Source organism: Pseudonocardia sp. NPDC046786, from assembly GCF_040645415.1.
GTDB classification, from domain to species: domain Bacteria; phylum Actinomycetota; class Actinomycetes; order Mycobacteriales; family Pseudonocardiaceae; genus Pseudonocardia; species Pseudonocardia kongjuensis.
Genome location: NZ_JBEYYF010000001.1, coordinates 410,241 through 429,022, shown reverse-complemented (window position 1 = coordinate 429,022; position 18,782 = coordinate 410,241). Strand labels below are relative to the sequence as shown.

Here is an 18,782-nt window from a genome sequence, read left to right as displayed (position 1 = left end):
GTCAGGAACAAGATCGACAGCCATGTCGAGCGACTCTGCCGCAGCTCAGTGAGTGTCTACAGCAGACACGCCGAACTCATTCTGAAACCATCTCTTAATGGGTGGACTTCGATCGCATCCATCGCGACGTCGCCCAGGTAGCGTAAGCAAGTTTCAATCCAGTCTTTGGCGAACTCGTCCTCGACGAAGACGACGAGACGAGAGTCGACGTTTCCAGTAATAGCGCGGAGCGCTTCGATGTCTAGTTTCCCTTGTTGGACACGTCCATCAAGTGCAGCCCACACGGCATCGTCGGGCAGCGAACGAAGTGCATCTTCTGAGTGAGTAGTGAAGATGACCTGGATCTTCTTGCGTTCGGCGGCAGATATAAGGTACTCAACCATCCGTCTCGTCGCCACGGGATGTAGACCGTTCTCGATCTCCTCGATGAGCACGAGCGAATTGTCCGATGCGGCCTCGATAGAGGCGATCATGCGAATAATGCTAGACTCGCCAGCGCCAAAGTGAAATTCAGAGAAGCTATTTCCGTCGGTGCTGGTGCCTGCGAGGAGAGACACTCTTCCGCGAGAGTCAACCACCATCTCAGAAAACTGGCTCACATCTCGAGCCAGAATTGAACCAACGGCTGAAGCCGTATCTGCAGAAAGTGGCGAGACGTTCTCATCAGCAACGCTGAACTTGTTTGCAATGCATCTTTGCAGTTCAGGCCTCTCGTTTGCCGGAACTGTTCGTGAAACACCGAATATCAACACTTTGCGGTCGAGTCCCTCGCGGCGCCACCTTTCGGCTTTAAATGTCGCCGTGCGTTGCACAGTGCCTTGGGTGCGGATCTCTTGTCGACCAACTCGTACTCGCTCTGCCAATTCGCCATAGAGTCGTCGAGCTTCCCACTCTTGGCAAAAAATCGTTTAGGTGCGACATCTTTATATGCGCATGCGGCCGCACCGAGCACGGTAGACTTGCCGCCACCATTCGGTCCCACGATTGCGGTTACGGGAAAATCAAACCTAACCTCAGTATCGGCAAGCGATCGCATTCGTTTAATTTGCACACCTAGTAGATACTTTGCATAGTTTCGCTGTTGTACCTTATTTCGAAGCTCTGAGAGCTGAGATGCTCGGATTTCGGACTTCACTCGCAGCTCCCTTAGGACGAGATCGCCTGGCGCAACCAAGATTGGAATCCTACCGCCTGGCTCGGGCTAGGCGCGCTCCTCTCTTAGGCCGTCCCTGGGCCGTCGGAGGTGGACGGAGGTCTACGACCAACCATCGTTGATGAAGATAAGAAGCGCTGGTCAGCTATGCTGCAGCCGGCAAGGTCGCACGTGTGGATCGCTTGGTCGGAAGATCTACGACATCTTCGAGGGGACCGAGCAGATCCAGCAGCTGGTCATCGCCCGGGCGATCTCGGGGATGCACCTGTCCTGAGGTCAGAGCGGTGCCGAGGGGGCGCCGCGGGTGGCCGTCACCAGCCGGTAGCCCAGGTCGGTCGACGCGAGGCCGCGCAGTTGCCCGTGCCGCGCGTCCCACCGGCCGCCGGCCAGGTCGTCGGACAGCCGTCCGATCGCGTCGCGCACCGCTGCGGCGGGCAGCCGGACGAACGCCGAGATCGCCGCCCGCCGGTCCGGGTCCAGATAGCACTTTGGCCGGTTCCAGTAGGCGCCGAGGAAGCCGTCGGTGCAGTCGGCGGGCACCGGAACGGTCCCGACCGTCACCGACCCGCCGGGGGTGGTGAGCCCGGCGACGACCCGGTCGACGGTGGCGAGGCCGGCCTTGGCGGCCGCGATCCCGGGGAGGTGGTCCGCGATCAGCCAGAACCGGGCCATGACGTCCGGGTCCCAGGTCAGGACGACCTGCCGGGGTGCGAACCGGCGCAGCTCGGCGAGCCGGCCCCGGCGCCGACGGTCACCACGGTCCGGGCGGTGCCCAGGGCCGCCTCGATGCGCTCCGCGCTCCGCGGGTCGGGCCGCCGCCGCTGCGCGTAACCGGTGCTGAGCCCGGCGTAGACGTCGCGCACCGGCCCGGGGACCCCGGGGACCCCCACCCGGGCAGGATAGTCACCCGGCGCACCGGCGCGAACCCCGTTGCCGGGTGGCCGGGTGCGCGGTGGGCTGGTCAAGATGGTGCACGAGCCGGGCCCACGAGGTGCCCGGCCGTGCCGCGAGGAGGACGAGTGCCGAGCCTGACGTTCCGCGGGCGCACCTGGAACCGTGACCGAGCGATGGTGATGGCGATCGTGAACCGGACGCCGGACTCGTTCTACGACCACGGGGTCACCTTCGCCGAGCAGGCCGCCCGGGACCGGATCGCCGCGGTGGTCCGCGAGGGCGCCGACGTGATCGATATCGGCGGGGTCCCGGCCAGCCCCGGGACCGAGGTCACCGAGCAGGAGGAGATCGACCGGGTCGTCCCCACCGTGGAGTGGGCGCGGCACGCCTTCCCGGACGTGGTGATCAGCGTCGACACCTTCCGGGCCGGGCCGGCCGAGGCCGTCTGCGCGGCCGGGGCCGATCTCGTCAACGACAACTGGGCCGCCGCCGATCCGGCGATCCTGGACGTTGCCGCCCGCTACGGCGCCGGGTACGTCAGCGCGCACACCGACCACGTCACGCCGCGCACCGAGCCGCACCGGCCGCGCTACCCGGACGTCCTGGCGTCGGTGATCGGGCAGACGGTGGCGCTCGCCGAGAAGGCGGTCGCCGCCGGGGTCCCGGCCGCCGGGATCCTGATCGACCCGGCGATCGACTTCTCCAAGAACACCCTGCACAGCCTGCAGGTGCTGCGCGACATCGACGAGATGGTCGCGACCGGGTGGCCGGTGCTGCTGGCGATGTCGAACAAGACCGTGGTCGGGGAGTCGCTGGACGTCCCGCTCGAGGAGCGGCTCACCGGCACCCTCGCCGCGACCGCGCTCGCCGCGGACCGGGGCGTCGCGATGGTCCGCGCCCACCAGGCCCGGGCCACCCGGGAGACCTGCGAGATGGTCGCGACGGTGCGCGGCGAGCGGAACCCGGCCCGTGCGGTGAGACTCCTCGCGTGACCGCGATCCACCAGATCTTCCCGGCCGCCGACGCCGGCCCGCTGAGCACCGAGGCACTCGAACGGCTCTACGCCTACCCCGACGACGGCCGGCTGCGGGTGTGCGTCAACTTCGTCTCCAGCGCGGACGGTGCGCTGGAGGTGGAGGGCCGCTCGGCCGGCCTGTCGACCCCGCCGGACCGGGTGGTGCTCGGCCTGGGCACCGATCTCGCCGACGTCGTGCTGGTCGCGGCCGGGACCGCGGTCGCCGAGGGTTTCACCGGGGTCCGGCCGGGGGAGCGGATGGCACAGCGGCGGCACCGGTTCGGGCTGTCCGAGGTGCCGTCGACGGCGGTCGTCACCGGATCGGGGCGCTCGCTGCCGCCGACCGCGCCAGTGCTCACCGACGTGCTGGTCCCGACGATCGTGCTCACCTGCGCGGCGGTGCCCGAGGACGTGCGGGTGGGCTGGAGCGACGCCGGCGCGGAGGTCGTCCTCACCGGCGACGGGACGGTGGACCTGGCCGCGGCGCTCGCCGAGCTCGACCGGCGCGGACTGCGCCGGATCAACTGCATGGGTGGTCCCGGCCTGTTCGGCAGCCTCGCCGAGGCCGGCCTGGTCGACGAGCTGCGCCTGACCCTTGCGCCGTTCCTGGTGTCCGGCGAGGCGGGCCGGATCGCCCGCGGTGCCGGCATGGACCCGGCGCGGTTGAGCCTGGTCAGCGTCGTCACGGGGGACGACACGCTGCTCATCCGGTACGAGGTCGCGGAGCCCCCGGCCCGCTAGCACGCGGCCGATCGGGTCACCGGCCGGGGATCGCCGGTCACGGACGGCGACGGGTGCTGCAAGATGGATTCGTGGCCCGGCCCTCGAACACGTTGGCGGACGGCGTGGTCGTCCTCAGCCCGCTCGGCTGGGATGACGTGGAGCCGTACCTCGCCGGGGAGGACGCCGAGCTGGTCCGCTGGCTGAACGGCGGCCGGGGGAACAGGGCGACGGTCCGGGCGCACGTCCGGCGGGCGATCGAGCGGTGGGCCGACGACGGGCCCAAGCTCAGCTTCGGCATCCGGGTGGACGGCGGCTCGGTGCTCGCCGGGACGATCGACGCCGAACTCGACCGGGGCGCCGGCCGGGCCGGGCTGGCGTACGGGATCTACCCGGCCTTCCGCCGCCGGGGGCTGGCGACGCGCGCGGTGCGGCTGGCGTCCCGGTATCTCGCCGAACGCGGTGACGTGCACGGGATCTCGATCGACGTCGATCCGGCCAACGTCCCGTCGATCGGGGTGGCGCGCCGGGCGGGTTTCCGGTTCGTCCGGCACGTGGTCGACGACGAGGGCGACTTCGACCGGTACGAGCTGGTGGTCCGTGCCCCGGTGGTGCCCGCCCCGCCGCCGTTGCCGCGGCACGGACGGCGCTGACCCGGACGCGCCGGCCCGGGCTGGGGTGACCCGGACGGTGCCGACCGGATTGCGCTGACCTGGGCTGCGCTGACCTGGGCTGCGCTGACCCGGGCTGGGCCGATTTCTGGCTGGGCCGGGTGGAAACGGCCGCGGCCGCCCGCGCCGCCGTCCCGAGGGGGTGGGACGGTCGGTGCGGACGGCCGCGGGTGCCGGTCGGGGAGCCCGGCGACCGACGGTCGGGGGACGCCGACGGTCAGATGGTGATGCCGGGGGCCTCGATGTACATGACGCCCGGGATGTCGAGCGTCGGGAGGGCCTCGGTGTTCGGCAGCGGCAGCGCGTCGGCCGAGGGCAGCGCGTCCAGCGGCAGGCCGTCGAGCGGGGCGTCCAGCGGGAGCGCGTCGGTCGGCAGGCCGTCGGTCGGCAGGGCGTCCAGCGGCAGGGCGTCCAGCGAGGGGGCGGGCAGCGTCGACGCGGTCGGCAGCTCGGGCAGCGCGTCGGCACCCGGGATCGCCGGGAGCGCGTCGGTGCCCGGCAGCGCGTCCGGCGACGGCAGTGAGTCGGCCGAGGGCAGCGCGTCGGTGGACACCGCGTCCAGCGACAGCGCGTCGGCGGAGGGCAGGGCGTCGGCGGAGGGCAGTGCGTCGGCGCCCGGGATCGCCGGGAGCGCGTCGGTTCCGGGCAGCTCGGGGAGTGCGTCGGCGGACGGGGCCTCCGGCAGGCCGTCGGTGGACGGCAGCTCCAGCAGACCCGTGATCGAGTCGGTGGAGGGCAGCTCCGGCAGCCCGGACGCCTGCAGCTCCGGACCCTGCAGCTGGCCGAACGTCACGTGGGCCGATCCGCTGGAGACGGTGCCGTCCTCGTCGGGCGTCGGCAGGGCGTCAGTCAGCGACGAGGCGTCGGGGACACCGGGCAGGTCGGGGAGTTCGGCGGCCGAGGCCTGACCGGCGACGCCGGCACCCAGGACCGCGATGCCCGCACCGGCCATGGAGAGCCGGAGCGCGTTGCGGGCGAGCGAGTTCATTCGCACGTCCTTCCGTACAGAGTGTTGGGGAGCGAAGGGCTGACCCTCCGATGGCGCAACGAGAACCTCGGGACCCGGTTGCGTAACGGAGCGATCTTGATCCGATGAATCACCCGAAGGAGTGACAACCCGAGAGTGCTCTCGCACGTACAGGCCAGCCCCACGGTGACGGTGCGTGCCCTCGCCGCTCGGCGTGCGGGTGGCCGGAGCGGAGGAGCAGGATGGCTCCGTGCGCCCATCCCCGACCCGCCGTCCGGTTTCCGGTTACGCATCGGCCTCCGTGCTGGCCGGCGTCCTCGGCGGGGCCGGGGGCGCGGCCGCCGCCGTCAGCTGGCACTACTCGACGCTGCTGCTGCACCCCTCGGTGCACCCGGGCCGGCCCGAGCGGGTGCTCGCGACCGGCCCCGGCGTCGTCGAGCTGGCCGCGAACCGGCTGACCTGCCAGCCCGGGGTGTGGGGCCTGCGCGGGCCGGCCGGGCTGAGCGTCGTCGGGCCGGTGCTGGACCGGGGCCGCAGGCGGGTGATCCGCGAGCTGCGGGACGGCCCGGTGCCGCAGACCGGGCCCGCCGTCCTCGACGCGGGCCCGTTCGATCCCGATCCGGGTGCCCGCGACCTCCCGTTCGACGACGTCGTCGTGCGGACCCCGGTCGGCCCCGCCCCGGCCTGGGACGTCCCCGCCCCGGCCTGGTCCGACGGCCGGACCTGGGCGATCTGCGTGCACGGCCGCGGCGGGGCCCGGCGGGAGGCGCTGCGCGCGCTGCCCGCGCTGCACGCCGCCGGCCTGCGCGCGCTGGTGATCAGCTACCGGGGCGACGGCACCGCGCCACCCTCCCCGGACGGCCGGTCCCATCTGGGCGACACCGAGTGGCACGACGTCGCCGCGGCCGCCGCGCACGCGCTCGCCGCGGGCGCCACCCGGTTGGTGCTGGTCGGCTGGTCGATGGGCGCGGCCGTCGGCGGGGCCTTCCTGGACCGCTCCGAGCACGCCGCCGCGGTGGCCGCGGTCGTGTGGGACGCTCCGCTGCTCGACTGGCGCCGCACCCTGCGCCGGCAGGCCCGCAACCGGGCCCTCCCGCCGTCCCTGGCCGGGGTGGCGGCCCGGTTCACCGAACGCCGGATCGGGATCGACCTGGACCGCTTCGACCTGCTCCGCCACCCGCCCGCGGTCCGGCCGCCGACGCTGCTGCTGCACAGCGACGGCGACACCGCCGTCCCGGTGGACCTCAGCCGCGACCTGGCGGCCGGCGCGCCGGCACTCGACTGGCCGGTGACCTACCGCGAGTTCGGCGGCACCGAGCACACCGGCAGCTGGAACGCCGACCCGGACGGCTACCGGGCGGCGGTCACCGGCTTCCTGCGCGAGGCCCTCTGACCGGGCTCAGCTCGCGCCGCCGCCCTGCCCGATCGGCTTCCCGTGGATCTGCGAGTCGGCGGGCGGGACGGTCGGGACCGGGGTGCCCGGGTCGACCGGGCGGTCCCGGCGCAGCAGCGTCACCCAGGCGTACGCGGCCAGCCCGCTCAGCAGCACGACGGCCAGGATCCACGGCGCCCGCCGGGTGCGGGCCGGCGCCGGGTCGATCGCGGCGGCGAGCGCCCGGCGGGCGTCCTCCACCCCGTGCGACACGTTGTGCGACAGGCCCTGGGACAGCTCGGAGACCCGCGCCGAGGCCGTCGAGACGGCCGCCCCGCCGGCGATCCGGCCGGCGTCCGCGAGGGTGTGCACGGCCTCGGCCGCGTCCTTCCGGGCCCTGGCCCGCTTGCGCTCGGCTCTCATTATCGGACCTGCTTCCCACGGATGCGGCTGCGGACTGGCACGATGGTAGCCGTGACGGAACCAGGAAACGCCAAGACGACGGCCGTCCTGCACACCAACGAGGGCGACATCCGCGTCGAGCTGTTCGGCGACCACGCCCCCAAGACGGTGGCGAACTTCGTGGGGCTCGCAGAGGGGTCCAAGGACTACACGGGGCCGAACGCCAGTGGCGGCGACTCCGGGCCGTTCTACGACGGTTCGATCTTCCACCGGGTGATCAGCGGCTTCATGATCCAGGGCGGCGACCCGACCGGTACCGGTCGCGGCGGCCCGGGCTACCAGTTCGGCGACGAGTTCCACCCGGAGCTCAAGTTCGACCGGCCCTACCTGCTCGCGATGGCGAACGCCGGCCCCGGGACGAACGGGTCGCAGTTCTTCATCACCGTGGGCCCGACCCCGCACCTCAACCGGCGCCACACCATCTTCGGTGAGGTCGCCGACGCCGAGTCGCGGGCCGTCGTGGACGGGATCGCCCAGACGACCACCGGGCAGGCCGACCGCCCGCTCAACGACGTGGTCATCGAGAAGGTCGAGATCGAGCGGAGCTGAGTCCGCCCTGACCGAGCGACCTGAGTCCCCCGGTCCCGGTACGCCCCGGGGGCCGCACGAGCCCCCGGGTCCGGCCGGCACCGGCGGACAGCCGTACTACCCGGCCCCGCCCGGCTACCCGCAGCCGCAGTGGGGCCCGGGCGGCCACGGGCAGAGACCGTCCTGGCCGGGCGCGCCCGGGCCGACCCCGCCGCCGGGCGCCCCGCCGCCCGCGCAGGGCGGTCCGCCGGTGTGCGCCCGGCACCCGGACCGGCCGACCGGGCTGCGCTGCACCCGGTGCGACCGGCCGGCCTGCCCGGAGTGCCTGCGGCCCGCATCGGTCGGCCAGCACTGCGTCGACTGCCTGGTGCAGTCCTCCCGGGCGGTGCCGCGGGCCCGCAACGTCGCCGGTGCCAGCCGTACCGGCCGGCCGGTACTGGTGCCCGGCCTGATCGTCGCCAACGTCGCGATCTTCGCGCTGACCGTGGCGATGGCCGGCAGCCTCAACGCCAACTACGACTCCTGGCTGTTCCGGGCCGGGGCGCTGGTCCCGGCCGCGGTCGGGCAGGGCGAGATCTGGCGGATCCTCACCTCCGGCTTCCTGCACATCGGCCCGCTGCACCTGGCGTTCAACATGTTCGCCCTGTGGATCATCGGCCGGGAGGTCGAGGCGGTGCTCGGCCGGGCCCGGTTCCTCGCCGTCTACGGCGTCTCGCTGCTCGGCGGCTCCGCCGCGGTGATGCTGCTCAGCAACCCGATGGGCTTCACCGCAGGCGCGTCGGGTGCGGTGTTCGGGCTGATGGGCGCCCTGGTCGTGCTGCTGCGCCGGCTCCGGATGCCGGCCGGACAGGTGCTGACCCTGATCGCGGTCAACGTCGGGATCAGCCTGGTCATCCCGGCCGTCTCCTGGCAGGGGCACTTCGGCGGGCTGTTGTTCGGTGCCGCCGTCACCGCCGCGCTGCTCTACCTCGGCGCCGGCTCGCCGAACCGGCGCCGGGTGCAGGCCGCCGCGGTCACCGGGCTGACCCTGGTCACCGTCGCCCTGATCGCCCTCGGCGCCGTCCTGATCTGACCTGGCCTGACTTGACCCGGCCCAATCCCGCGCCGGGTCACGGCCGCAGCTCGGCCAGCGCGTCGGCCACCTCCTGCGGGTCCTCGCCCAGCTCGGGACGGCCCAGCACGACCAGCCGCTCGTGCCCGTCGGCGTCGCGCAGCTCCAGCTCCAGCACCGTGGACCCGCGGCCGAGCCGGAAGGTCCGCAGCACGCGCACCTCGTCCACCCGGCCCCACGGCACGTGCCGGGTCCAGGTCAGCCGGCGCACGGTGATCCCCTCCGGCCCGGCCTCCAGCCGCGGCCGGGCCCGGGTGCCGGACGCGGCGGCGAGCGCGAACCCGAGCGCCGCGACGCCGGCGATCAGCCAGCCGGCCGGATCGGCCCCGGTGCCGACGAGCGCGGTCAGCCAGCCGGCAGCGGCCGCGGCGAGCAGCCACAGCAGCGCGACGACTCCCGCCGGCGTCGACCAGGACCGCCGCCCGAGATGATCACCCAGAGTGCTCAACGTGAGTTGTCCACAGCCGCCATCCACAGTGAGGATAACTCACGTCGATGTGTTTCTGCAGTTCAGCGCCACCGCATGGTCATCAGGAGGCCGATCACGATGAGTGAGAACCCGATGATGAAGTTGCCGTTCCCCAGCGCGGCCATGAACGGGATCGACGGCGCGGCCAGGTAGTTGACCACCAGCCAGCCCAGGCCGAGGATCCACATCGCGACCATCACGGCGAGATACGCCGGGTGCGTCGGCCCGGCCACCTTCTGCGGGGTGCGGCTGACCGGGGGCGGGGTGTACGCCGCCTTCTTGCGGACCTTCGACTTCGGCATTGTCGGACCTCGTGCAGTTCGTCGGTCGGGCAACAGTGTCCGGCCGGTGCGCCGGCCGGGGGCGGGACCTGCGACGGGGCGGCGCACCGGGGAGCGGCCGACCCGGACAGATCCACCACCACGGTAGCGCGGATACCGGCCGGACTGCGTCACACGGCCGAAACGAACGGATGCCTGTCGGGCATCTCAGACGTCGGCGACCAGCCCGGCCATCTCGTCCGACAGCCGCTGCACCACGTCCTCCGGCACGGCGTGCCCGGCCTGCCGGAGCCAGTTCGCCAGCATCCGGTGTCCGCCCTCGGTCAGCACCGACTCCGGATGGAACTGCACGCCCTCGATCGGCAGGTCCCGGTGCCGCACCGCCATGATCAGCCCGGTCTCGGTGCGGCCGGTGACCTGCAGCTCGGGCGGCAGGCCGTCCGGCGCGATCGTCAGCGAGTGGTACCGGGTCGCGGTGAACGGCGACGGCAGCTCGCGCAGTACCCCGACGTCGTCGTGGAACACCAGCGACGTCTTGCCGTGCAGCAGCTCCGGCGCGCGCTCGACGACACCGCCCCAGGCGGTGGCGAGCGCCTGGTGACCCAGGCAGACGCCGAGCAGCGGGGTGCCCCGGCCGGCGGCCCGCCGGATCACCTCGACGCTGCGGCCGGCCCGTTCCGGGGTGCCCGGGCCGGGGCTGACCAGCACCGCACCGACTTCGTCGAGCTCGTCGAGCTCGATCTCGTCGTTGCGCCGGACCACCGGATCGGCGCCGAGCTGGGCCAGGTACTGGACCAGGTTGTAGACGAAGCTGTCGTAGTTGTCGACGACGAGGACGCGCACCGTTCCACCCTCTCCGATAGTGCCGGGATCAGTCGAACGGGAAACCGCGCGAGGTCTCGCCGGTGTCCCCGCCGTCGCCGGTGTCGCCACCGGACGCCCGGCCGACCGTGAGCGTCACCTGCTGGCCGTCGGAGGCCTGCGAGCCGCCCGCCGGGTCCTGGCTGAGCACCACGCCGTTCTGCGACGGGTCGGACACGTCGGTGGTCTGGATGGAGAACGACAGCCCCGCCTCGCGCAGCGTGTTGACCGCGTTGTCCACCCGCTGGCCGACGACGTTCGGGATCTGGGTCTGGTTGCCGCGGCTGACCTGGATGGTGATCGTCTGGTCGCGGGCCACCCTGGTCCCCGCGGACGGGTCGGTGCCCACCACCGAGCCGGCGTTGCCGCCGCCGTCGACCTCGCTGGTCTCGATCGAGCTGAAGCCGGCGTTGCGCAGCGCGGACCTGGCCTCCTCCGCGGAGCTGCCGGACACGTCCGGCACCGCGATGGTCTGCTGCTCGCGGCCGATCACCAGCGACACCGACGAGTTGCCGGGCACCCGCTGGCCGGGGCCCGGGTCCGAGGAGATGACCCGCCCGACCTGGCTCGCGTCCGAGGTGTCCTGCTCGGTCCGCCCGCCGATCTGCAGCCCGGCCTCGCGCAGCTGCGCCTCGGCCTCCTCCGGGGTGCTCCCGGCGAGCGACGGCACGGTCACCTCGGCCGGCCCGGTCCCGACGAACACTGTGACCCGGCTGTTCTCGGCGACCTGGTTGCCGCCGCCCGGGTCGGTGCGGACCACCCGCCCGACCTGCTCGACGTCGGAGGGCTGGTTCTCCTGGGCGAACAACAGTCCGGCGCCGGTGATCGTGACCCGGGCCTCGTCCGGCGTCTGGCCGAGCACGTCGGGCACCGCGACCTGGTCCGGCCCGGAACTGGAGAACATCTGGTAGCCGACGAAGCCGAGCAGGCCGAGCACGGCCAGCACGACCAGCCACAGGGCGATCTTGCGACCGCGGCCGGAGCGTGGTTCGTCCTCGTAGTCGTCGTAACCGCCGGGCATGACGTGCCGGCCGGTCGGCGGGCCGCCTCCGCCGTCCATCCACCGGGTCGCCATCGCGGTGGTGGCGTCGTCGTGCGCCATCATCTGGGTGCGCTCGTACTCGCTCATCACCAGCGGCGCGTGCACCGGCTCGCCGTTGCGCACCCGCACCAGGTCGGCGCGCATCTCGGCGGCCGACTGGTAGCGGTTGGCCGGGTTCTTGCTGAGCGCCTTCAGCACCACCGCGTCCAGCGCCGGGGGCACCGACGGGTTCAGCTCGGACGGGGCCCGCGGGTCCTCCCGGACGTGCTGGTAGGCGACCGCGACCGGGGTGTCGCCGGTAAACGGCGGCTCGCCGGTCAGCAGCTCGAACAGCACGCAGCCCGCGGCGTACACGTCCGACCGGGCGTCCACGGCCTCGCCGCGGGCCTGCTCGGGGGACAGGTACTGGGCGGTGCCGATCACCGCGGCGGTCTGCGTGACGTTCTGCCCCTCGCCCAGCGCGCGGGCGATGCCGAAGTCCATGACCTTCACGGCGCCGACGCCGTTGATCATGACGTTGGCCGGCTTCACGTCCCGGTGGATGATGTTGTGCCGGTGCGAGAAGTCGAGCGCGGCGCACACGTCGGCCATCACCTCGACGACCCGCTGCTGGGTCATCGGGCCGGTGGTCTTGACGATCTCGCGCAGCGTCTGCCCGTCGACGAACTCCATCACGATGTAGGGCAGCGGGCCGAACTCGGACTCGATCTCGCCGGTGTCGTAGACGGCGACGATCGCCGGATGGTTCAGCGAGGCCGAGTTCTGCGCCTCCCGCCGGAAGCGCAGCTGGAACTGCGGGTCGCGGGCGAGGTCGGCGCGCAGGACCTTCACCGCGACGTCCCGGCCGAGCCGGGTGTCGAGGCCGCGGTGGACCTCGGACATGCCGCCGTAGCCGAGCGGGTCGCCCAGCTCGTAGCGCTCGGAGAGCAGTCGCGGTGTCGTCATCGGTTCAGGGTTCCCGTAGTCATCGAGCCGTCGGAGGCGTACTCATCATGCAGGTCGGTCGAGCGGATCACCGTGGTGCGGTCGTCACATGCGCCGGACCGTCCGTTCCGTGGGGTCACCGGGGGACCTCCGGTCTCCCGCGGGACGGCGCGGCGGTGAGCGGGGTCCGGTCGCCCGCCGGTCCCGCCCGGCCCGCCTCCGGTCCGGCGGCCTCGGCGACGGTACCCGGGCCGACGCCCAGCGAGCCGGTTCGGTCGCCGCCCGGCGACGTCTCGCGCAGGATCATCACGGCGATCAGCACGGCGGCGACCGTCAGCAGCACGAACAGCACCGCCAGCCAGGCCTTCGCCCGCCCGGACCGGCGCGGGGTGAGGTCCAACGGGCCCGACGGGTGCTGCTCGACCGGCCGGTCCGCGGCGTCGTGCCTGCGCACCGGGGGCCGGGACGGCACCGGTCGCTGCGGCCCGGGGGTCGCCGGGCCCGGCCGGCCCGGCTGCTCGTGCCCCGGGTACCCCGGCCGGCCGGGACCGGCCGGCCGCACCGCGTGCTGCGGCCCGCGGACCGGCGCCCCGTACGGCGGCGAGCCGGGCTGGGCGGGCGGCGGCACCGGCAGCGGCCCGGAGCCGGGCCGCTGCTGCGGACCGGAGGGCGGTCCGGGCGGGCGGGCCGACGGGTCGGTGACCGGGCGCTGCTGCGGCCCGGACGGCGGCTGCCCCGCCTGGGCCTGAGCGGAGGCGGCCTGAGCCGAGCCGGTCTGACCCGAGCCGGCCTGACCCGAGCCGGTCTGACCCGAGCCGGCCTGAGCGGGGTGGGCCGGACCGGACCGGGACCGGCCGGCCGGCCGGTCCCGCTCGGCGGCGGCACCCGGGTCCCGGTCGATGCCGTGCCGCGGCGAGCGGGGCCCCCGGCCGCTGTCCGGGCCGGGCTCGCGCCTGCCGTGCCGGGGCGCCGGATCGTGCTGCTCGTCGTCCCGGCGGAACCCGGGGGCGTCCCCGGCGGGTGCCGGGATGCCGGCCGGCGGCGGCCGGTGCCCGCGGCGCACCGCGGCGACCGCGTCGGCGAACTCGGCGCCGTCGGCATAGCGCTCGGTGGGGTCCTTGACCAGCACCGACGCGATCAGCTCGCGGACCCGCTCGGGGATCTCGCCGGGCAGCGGCGGCGGCTCGTCGCGGACCTGCATCATGGCCACCGCGACGGCGCTCTCCGCGCGGAACGGACGGACCCCGGCGAGGCACTCGTACCCGACGACGCCGAGCGAGTAGACGTCCCCGGACGGGCCGGCCTCCTCGCCGGACGCCTGCTCCGGCGCGATGTAGTGGGCGGTGCCCATGACCATGCCGGACCGGGTGACCGGGACGGCGTCGGCGGCCTTCGCGATGCCGAAGTCGGTGAGCTTCACGATGCCGTCGGTGCGCAGCAGGATGTTGCCGGGCTTGACGTCGCGGTGCACGAAGCCGCGCTCGTGCGCGGCGTGCAGCGCGCGGGCGGCCTGCTCCAGGATGTCGAGCGCCTCGTCCGCCGGGATCGGCCCGCGGCCGATCCGGGTCGACAGCGGCTCGCCGCGGACGAGTTCCATCACCAGGTAGGCGGTCCGCCCGCCGCCGGGGGCGTCGTCCTCGCCGTAGTCGTGCACCGACGCGATGCCGCCGTGGTCGAGCGAGGCGACCGTGCGGGCCTCGATCCGGAACCGGTGCAGGAACTCCGGGTCGTCGGACAGGTCGGACTTCAGCACCTTGACGGCCACGCTGCGGCCCAGCCGGGTGTCCGAGGCCTCCCAGACCTCGCCCATCCCGCCGACCGCGATCCGCCGGTCCAGCTGGTACCGATCGGAGATCAGCTGTCCGGCTGCCAGCGCGCTCACGGCGCCGCCGGGGGCCTGCGCCGTGCCGGGCGCCCGGCGCGACCCGGGCTCACTGGGCATCCCGCAGGGCTTCGGCGATCACGGCCCGGCCGATCGGCGCGGCGATCGAGCCGCCGGTCGCCTCCTGCGCCCGGTTGCCGCCGTTCTCCACCAGCACGGCGACCGCGACCCGCGGGTTCTCGGCCGGGGCGAACGCCACGTACCAGGCGTGCGGCGGGGTGTTCTTCGGGTCGGTGCCGTGCTCGGCGGTGCCCGTCTTGGAGGCGATCTGCACGCCGGTGATCTTGCCGCCACCCTGCGTCCGGTCCTCCGAGCCGATCATCAGGTCGGTCAGCGTCCGGGCGACGTCGGCGGGCACCGCGCGGGCCAGCCGGTCCGGCTCGGTGGTGTCGACGGCGTCCAGCGACTGGCTCTGGATCTCCCGGATCAGGTACGGCGCCATCGTCTGGCCGCCGTTCGCGATCGAGGCGCCGATCATCGCCAGCTGCATCGGGGTCAGCCGGACGTCGCGCTGGCCGATCGCGGACTGCTGGGTGGACGGCGTGTCCTCCATCGGCCCGACCTGCGAGGCGGTCACCGGCATCGGGATCTGCAGGTTCGACCCGCCGATCCCGAACGCCTCGGCCTGGGCGCGCAGCGCGTCGGCGCCGAGCTCCTCGCCGAGCTGGGCGAACGCGGTGTTGCAGGAGCGGGCCAGCGCCTCGGCCAGCGAGGCGGTCTCACCGCTGCCGCAGGCCGAGCCGTTGTAGTTCTCCAGCGTCGTCGTCGAGTCCGCCAGCTGGATGTTGCGGGCCGCGGTCAGCCGGCTCTCCGGGGTGTAGCCGTTCTGCAGGGCGGCCGCGGTGGTGATCAGCTTGAACGTCGACCCGGGCGGCTCGATCTCGTTGATCGCACGGTTGGTCAGCGGGTTCGGGTCGGCGTTGTTGTACTCGCGCCAGGCGGCCTGTTGCTCGTCGGCGTCGGCGGCGGCGAGCCGGTTCGGGTCGTCCGACGGCGTGGACGCCATCGCGATGATCTCCCCGGTCTGCGGCTCCAGCGCGACGACGGCGCCGGTGAACCCCTGGTCGTTCAGCCGGTCGTAGGCGACCCGCTGGACGTCCGGGTCGATCGTGGTGACGACGTTCCCGCCGGCCGGGTCCCGGCCGGTGATCAGGTCCGACATCCGGCGGACGAACAGCCGGTCATCGGTGCCGTTGAGCACCTCGTCGGCGGAGCGCTCCAGGGCGCCCTTGCCGTACACCGTCGAGAGGAAGCCGGTGATCGGGGCGAACGCCGGGCCCGCCGGGTACTCGCGGGCGTAGCGCAGCCGGCCGCCGGACTCGACGCTCTGCGCGAGCACCTCGCTGCCCGCGGTGATCTGGCCGCGCTGGCGCGAGTACTCGTCGATCTGCGAGCGCTGGTTGCGCGGGTCGTCGCGGTACTGGCCGGCCATCACCACCTGCACGTAGGTGATGTTCGCGAGCAGCGCGACGATCATCACCATCACGGCGAGGGCGACGCGGCGGACCGGGCGGTTCACGGGTCGTTCCTCTCCGGGGACGCGGGGGTCGGGCTGGTTCCGTTCCCGCCTCCGCTGCCGCCGGGCCGCCGGACGAGCTCGGTGCTGGCCTCGGCGATCGGGGCGCGCGGCTGCGCGGGCCGCTTGGGCAGCGGCGCCCTGGCGACGTGCGAGATGCGCAGCAGGATCGCCACCAGAGCGTAGTTCGCCAGCAGCGACGACCCGCCGTAGGACAGGAACGGCAGGGTCAGGCCGGTCAGCGGGATCAGCTTGGTCACCCCGCCGATCACCACGAAGATCTGCAGCGCGATCGAGAACGACAGGCCGGTCGCCAGCAGCTTGCCGTAGGAGTCGCGCACCGCCAGCGCGGTGCGCAGGCCGCGGGTGATCAGCACCAGGTAGACGATCAGGATCGCGGCCAGCCCGATCAGGCCCAGCTCCTCGCCCAGCGAGGAGAAGATGAAGTCGGACTCGGCGAACGGCACCAGATCCGGTCGACCCGCGCCCAGCCCGGTCCCGCCGACCCCGCCGGTCCCGAGCCCGAACAGCGCCTGGGCCAGCTGGAACCCGCCCCCCTCGTAGTCGGCGAACGGGTCCAGCCAGATCTGCACGCGCACCCGGACGTGGCCGAACAGCTGGTACGCGATGGCCGCACCGACGGCGAACGCGGACAGCCCGATGACCATCCAGGAGATCCGCTCGGTGGCGGTGTAGAGCAGGACCAGCACCAGTCCGAAGATCAGCAGCGAGCTGCCCAGATCGCGCTGGAACACCAGCACGCCGACCGACAGCCCCCATGCGGCGAGCAGCGGCGCCAAGTCCCGGGCGCGGGGCAGCTCCATGCCGAGGAACCGGCGGCCCGCGGTGGAGAGCAGGTTCCGCTTCTGCACCAGGTAGGCCGCGAAGAAGATCAGCAGCAGGATCTTGGCGAACTCGCCCGGCTGGATGCCGGGGCCGCCCGGGATGCGGATCCACAGCTTCGCACCGTTGACCTCGGAGATCGACGACGGGAGCATGCCCGGCAGCGCGAGCAGCACCAGGCCGACGAACCCGGCGGTGTAGCCGTAGCGGGCCAGCGTGCGGTGGTCGCGCAGGAAGAACAGGACCAGCGCGAACAGGCTCAGCCCGGCGACCGTCCAGGTCATCTGCGCGCCGATCAGCCCGGACGGGGCGTCCCGGCCGAGCAGCTCGGCGCGGGCCGCCCGGGCCAGGTCCAGCCGGTGGATCATGACCAGGCCGATGCCGTTGAGCAGCGCGACCGAGGGCAGGATCAGCGGATCGGCGTACGGGGCGAGCCAGCGCACCGCGAGATGGGCGAGCGCGAACAGCACCAGGTAGGCGAGCCCGACGAACAGCAGGTCGGTGGTGAGCGACTGCTCCTGGTTGGCCTCGACGAGCACCAGCGCGCCGGTCGTCAGCACCGCGGCCAGGCCGAGCATGAGCAGCTCGATCCCGCGGCCGGTCGGGGTGGTCGGCTCCACGACGGAGCCCTCCCTGGCCATCAGCCGTCGAGCCGGCAGTTCCGGCCCGGCTCGGGGGTCACGGTCGGCAACGGTGTGGTGGTCACCGGCGGGGCCCCCGGCTCGGGGGGCGGCGCGACGACCACCGGTGCGGGCGGCGGGTTGAGCGTCGAGCAGAGCGGCAGCATCCGCTCGCGCAGCCGGTCCACGGTCTCCCGCGCGCCGGCCTCGCCGTCGTCGGACAGGATGCCGTCGGCGATCTGGCTGCGCACCGGCTGCGGCAGGTCGTCGAGCGCGATGTCCGAGCGCTCCGCGACCCGCTGCAGCGGCACGCCCAGCACGTTCCCGCGCACGCCCTGATAGATGGCGACCTGGCCCTGGTCGACGGCGACGTAGTACTGCTGCATCACCATCGCCCGGGCGATGAACAGGCCCGCGACCAGCACGGCGAGCACCGCCAGCAGCGCCAGCACGGTCCGCAGCCCGCGGCGGCGGCGCGGCTCCTCGGTGCGGGCAGGCTCCAGCCGGACCGGCTCGGTCCGGGGCAGCGTCGTCGCCGCGGCGCGCTGCGCGGAGGAGTGCGGCACCCGCTCGTCGCGCTGGTAGTCGCCGTCGCCCGCGCGCGGGTTGCGACCGGCCGAGCCGCCGATGATCGGCGCGTCGTCGGCGTAGTCCACGTCCACCACGTCCGCCACGATGCACGTGATGTTGTCCGGCCCGCCACCGCGCAGCGCGAGCTCGATCAGCCGGTCGGCGCACTCGCGCGGATCCGGGTAGTCCTCGAGGGTCTGCTTCAGGGTCTCGTCGCTGACCGGCCCGGACAGGCCGTCCGAGCAGAGCAGGAACCGGTCCCCGGCGCGGGCCTCGCGGATCGACAGCGAGGGCTCGACGTCCTGGCCGGTGATGGCGCGCAGCAGCAGCGAGCGCTGCGGGTGCGTGTGCGCCTCCTCCTCGGTGATCCGGCCCTCGTCGATCAGCGACTGGACGAAGGTGTCGTCCTTGGTGATCTGGGCGAACTCGCCGCCGCGCAGCTGGTAGCAGCGCGAGTCGCCGACGTGCACCATGCCCAGCCGCGACCCGGCGAACAGGATCGCGGTCAGCGTGGTGCCCATGCCCTCCAGGTCGGGGGCCTCGGCGACGTGCCGGGAGATCGCGTCGTTCCCGTCGTGGGTGGCGTCGCGCAGATCGGCGAGCAGGTCGTCGCCGGGCACGTCGTCGTCGAGCGGGGCGAGCGCGGATATCACCAGCGAGGAGGCGACCTCGCCGGCGGCGTGCCCGCCCATGCCGTCCGCGAGCGCGAGCAACCGTGGGCCGGCGTAGACGGCGTCCTGGTTGTTCTGCCGGACGAGTCCGCGGTCGCTGCGGGCCGAGTAGCGCAGAACCAGTGTCACGGGGCGGCTCCGGCTTCGGTCGGGGCACGTCGGGGCGATCCCGCGCCGCGGGACCGGTCGAGCGGCCGCGGCACCGGGGGA

19 protein-coding genes and 1 pseudogene are annotated in these 18,782 nt (G+C 73.2%); 6 read left to right on the top strand and 14 right to left on the bottom strand.

Going from position 1 to position 18,782, the window contains the following annotated elements; all coding sequences use genetic code 11:
• Nucleotides 1–56 precede the first annotated feature (56 nt).
• The 4 genes from ABZ881_RS02165 to ABZ881_RS02150 form a co-directional block, all read right to left on the bottom strand.
• A complete protein-coding gene (locus ABZ881_RS02165) occupies nucleotides 57–812 on the bottom strand; it encodes an AAA family ATPase (RefSeq protein ID WP_358481077.1) in 756 nt (251 codons plus the stop codon).
• The gene (locus ABZ881_RS02160; protein ID WP_358481112.1) at nucleotides 746–1,051 is read right to left on the bottom strand and encodes an AAA family ATPase; all 306 of its coding nucleotides are present in this window, start codon (nucleotides 1,049–1,051) and stop codon (nucleotides 746–748) included. The genes ABZ881_RS02165 and ABZ881_RS02160 overlap by 67 nt, the downstream gene beginning before the upstream one ends.
• 378 nt (nucleotides 1,052–1,429) lie before the next feature.
• Nucleotides 1,430–1,825: a hypothetical protein gene (locus tag ABZ881_RS02155; RefSeq protein WP_358481075.1), complete on the bottom strand. Its 396-nt coding sequence runs from the start codon at nucleotides 1,823–1,825 to the stop codon at nucleotides 1,430–1,432.
• A gap of 17 nt (nucleotides 1,826–1,842) precedes the next feature.
• On the bottom strand, nucleotides 1,843–2,043 hold the full coding sequence (locus ABZ881_RS02150; RefSeq protein ID WP_358481073.1) for a hypothetical protein: 201 nt from the start codon (nucleotides 2,041–2,043) through the stop codon (nucleotides 1,843–1,845).
• Nucleotides 2,044–2,172: 129 nt separating this feature from the next.
• On the opposite strand from ABZ881_RS02150, the gene folP reads away from it, so the two are divergent.
• From folP to ABZ881_RS02135, 3 genes are all read left to right on the top strand, one after another.
• Nucleotides 2,173–3,039, top strand: a complete 867-nt coding sequence (gene folP, locus ABZ881_RS02145; RefSeq protein ID WP_358481072.1) for a dihydropteroate synthase — start codon at nucleotides 2,173–2,175, stop codon at nucleotides 3,037–3,039.
• Nucleotides 3,036–3,803 carry a dihydrofolate reductase family protein gene (locus ABZ881_RS02140; RefSeq protein ID WP_358481070.1) on the top strand — a complete coding sequence of 256 codons (768 nt, stop codon included), beginning with the start codon at nucleotides 3,036–3,038 and terminating at the stop codon, nucleotides 3,801–3,803. Before folP ends, ABZ881_RS02140 begins: the two co-directional genes overlap by 4 nt.
• Before the next feature lie 71 nt (nucleotides 3,804–3,874).
• Nucleotides 3,875–4,435, top strand: coding sequence for a GNAT family N-acetyltransferase (locus ABZ881_RS02135; protein ID WP_358481067.1), 561 nt, complete (start codon nucleotides 3,875–3,877; stop codon nucleotides 4,433–4,435).
• A gap of 235 nt (nucleotides 4,436–4,670) precedes the next feature.
• Here the strand turns inward: ABZ881_RS02135 and ABZ881_RS02130 are convergent, their stop codons facing one another.
• Nucleotides 4,671–5,441 (bottom strand): hypothetical protein, encoded by a 771-nt coding sequence (locus ABZ881_RS02130; RefSeq protein ID WP_358481065.1) that lies wholly within the window; start codon nucleotides 5,439–5,441, stop codon nucleotides 4,671–4,673.
• Between the two features lie 280 nt (nucleotides 5,442–5,721).
• On the opposite strand from ABZ881_RS02130, the gene ABZ881_RS02125 reads away from it, so the two are divergent.
• Nucleotides 5,722–6,813, top strand: a complete 1,092-nt coding sequence (locus tag ABZ881_RS02125; protein ID WP_358481064.1) for an alpha/beta fold hydrolase — start codon at nucleotides 5,722–5,724, stop codon at nucleotides 6,811–6,813.
• A 6-nt stretch (nucleotides 6,814–6,819) separates the two neighbouring features.
• On the opposite strand, the gene ABZ881_RS02120 is transcribed toward ABZ881_RS02125, so the two are convergent.
• Complete coding sequence (locus tag ABZ881_RS02120) at nucleotides 6,820–7,215, bottom strand: hypothetical protein (protein ID WP_358481062.1); 396 nt, start codon at nucleotides 7,213–7,215, stop codon at nucleotides 6,820–6,822.
• 42 nt (nucleotides 7,216–7,257) lie between these two features.
• Here ABZ881_RS02120 and ABZ881_RS02115 point away from each other — a divergent pair, with 42 nt between their 5' ends.
• Together ABZ881_RS02115 and ABZ881_RS02110 are read left to right on the top strand one after the other, a co-directional pair.
• Nucleotides 7,258–7,803, top strand: coding sequence for a peptidylprolyl isomerase (locus tag ABZ881_RS02115; RefSeq protein ID WP_344024039.1), 546 nt, complete (start codon nucleotides 7,258–7,260; stop codon nucleotides 7,801–7,803).
• A gap of 229 nt (nucleotides 7,804–8,032) precedes the next feature.
• Nucleotides 8,033–8,854, top strand: coding sequence for a rhomboid family intramembrane serine protease (locus ABZ881_RS02110; RefSeq protein ID WP_358481060.1), 822 nt, complete (start codon nucleotides 8,033–8,035; stop codon nucleotides 8,852–8,854).
• A 37-nt stretch (nucleotides 8,855–8,891) separates the two neighbouring features.
• Here ABZ881_RS02110 and ABZ881_RS02105 read toward each other — a convergent pair whose 3' ends face one another.
• The 8 genes and pseudogenes from ABZ881_RS02105 to ABZ881_RS02070 all read right to left on the bottom strand — a co-directional run bounded on the left by ABZ881_RS02105 (nucleotide 8,892) and on the right by ABZ881_RS02070 (nucleotide 18,701).
• On the bottom strand, nucleotides 8,892–9,341 hold the full coding sequence (locus ABZ881_RS02105; protein WP_358481058.1) for a PH domain-containing protein: 450 nt from the start codon (nucleotides 9,339–9,341) through the stop codon (nucleotides 8,892–8,894).
• 62 nt (nucleotides 9,342–9,403) lie between these two features.
• Nucleotides 9,404–9,664, bottom strand: a complete 261-nt coding sequence (crgA, locus tag ABZ881_RS02100; RefSeq protein ID WP_344024045.1) for a cell division protein CrgA — start codon at nucleotides 9,662–9,664, stop codon at nucleotides 9,404–9,406.
• 186 nt (nucleotides 9,665–9,850) lie between these two features.
• Nucleotides 9,851–10,486, bottom strand: a complete 636-nt coding sequence (locus ABZ881_RS02095; protein ID WP_344024047.1) for an aminodeoxychorismate/anthranilate synthase component II — start codon at nucleotides 10,484–10,486, stop codon at nucleotides 9,851–9,853.
• Nucleotides 10,487–10,514: 28 nt separating this feature from the next.
• On the bottom strand, nucleotides 10,515–12,491 hold the full coding sequence (gene pknB / locus ABZ881_RS02090; protein WP_358481056.1) for a Stk1 family PASTA domain-containing Ser/Thr kinase: 1,977 nt from the start codon (nucleotides 12,489–12,491) through the stop codon (nucleotides 10,515–10,517).
• 1,027 nt (nucleotides 12,492–13,518) lie between these two features.
• Nucleotides 13,519–14,343, bottom strand: a pseudogene (locus tag ABZ881_RS02085) (serine/threonine-protein kinase); the annotation flags it as partial.
• A 58-nt stretch (nucleotides 14,344–14,401) separates the two neighbouring features.
• On the bottom strand, nucleotides 14,402–15,871 hold the full coding sequence (locus ABZ881_RS02080; protein WP_358481054.1) for a penicillin-binding protein 2: 1,470 nt from the start codon (nucleotides 15,869–15,871) through the stop codon (nucleotides 14,402–14,404).
• A complete protein-coding gene (locus tag ABZ881_RS02075; RefSeq protein WP_358481110.1) occupies nucleotides 15,868–17,289 on the bottom strand; it encodes an FtsW/RodA/SpoVE family cell cycle protein in 1,422 nt (473 codons plus the stop codon). The genes ABZ881_RS02080 and ABZ881_RS02075 overlap by 4 nt, the downstream gene beginning before the upstream one ends.
• Before the next feature lie 62 nt (nucleotides 17,290–17,351).
• Complete coding sequence (locus tag ABZ881_RS02070; protein WP_358481052.1) at nucleotides 17,352–18,701, bottom strand: PP2C family serine/threonine-protein phosphatase; 1,350 nt, start codon at nucleotides 18,699–18,701, stop codon at nucleotides 17,352–17,354.
• Nucleotides 18,702–18,782 lie beyond the last annotated feature (81 nt).

What these genes read in the sequence shown, in the direction of transcription:
- ABZ881_RS02155 (WP_358481075.1), bottom strand. Translation starts at nt 1,825, where the DNA reads ATGGCCCGGTTCTGGCTGATCGCGGACCACCTCCCCGGGATCGCGGCC.
- ABZ881_RS02130 (WP_358481065.1), bottom strand. Translation starts at nt 5,441, where the DNA reads ATGAACTCGCTCGCCCGCAACGCGCTCCGGCTCTCCATGGCCGGTGCG.
- ABZ881_RS02120 (WP_358481062.1), bottom strand. Translation starts at nt 7,215, where the DNA reads ATGAGAGCCGAGCGCAAGCGGGCCAGGGCCCGGAAGGACGCGGCCGAG.
- ABZ881_RS02115 (WP_344024039.1), top strand. Translation starts at nt 7,258, where the DNA reads ATGGTAGCCGTGACGGAACCAGGAAACGCCAAGACGACGGCCGTCCTG.
- crgA (WP_344024045.1), bottom strand. Translation starts at nt 9,664, where the DNA reads ATGCCGAAGTCGAAGGTCCGCAAGAAGGCGGCGTACACCCCGCCCCCG.
- pknB (WP_358481056.1), bottom strand. Translation starts at nt 12,491, where the DNA reads ATGACGACACCGCGACTGCTCTCCGAGCGCTACGAGCTGGGCGACCCG.
- ABZ881_RS02075 (WP_358481110.1), bottom strand. Translation starts at nt 17,289, where the DNA reads ATGCTCGGCCTGGCCGCGGTGCTGACGACCGGCGCGCTGGTGCTCGTC.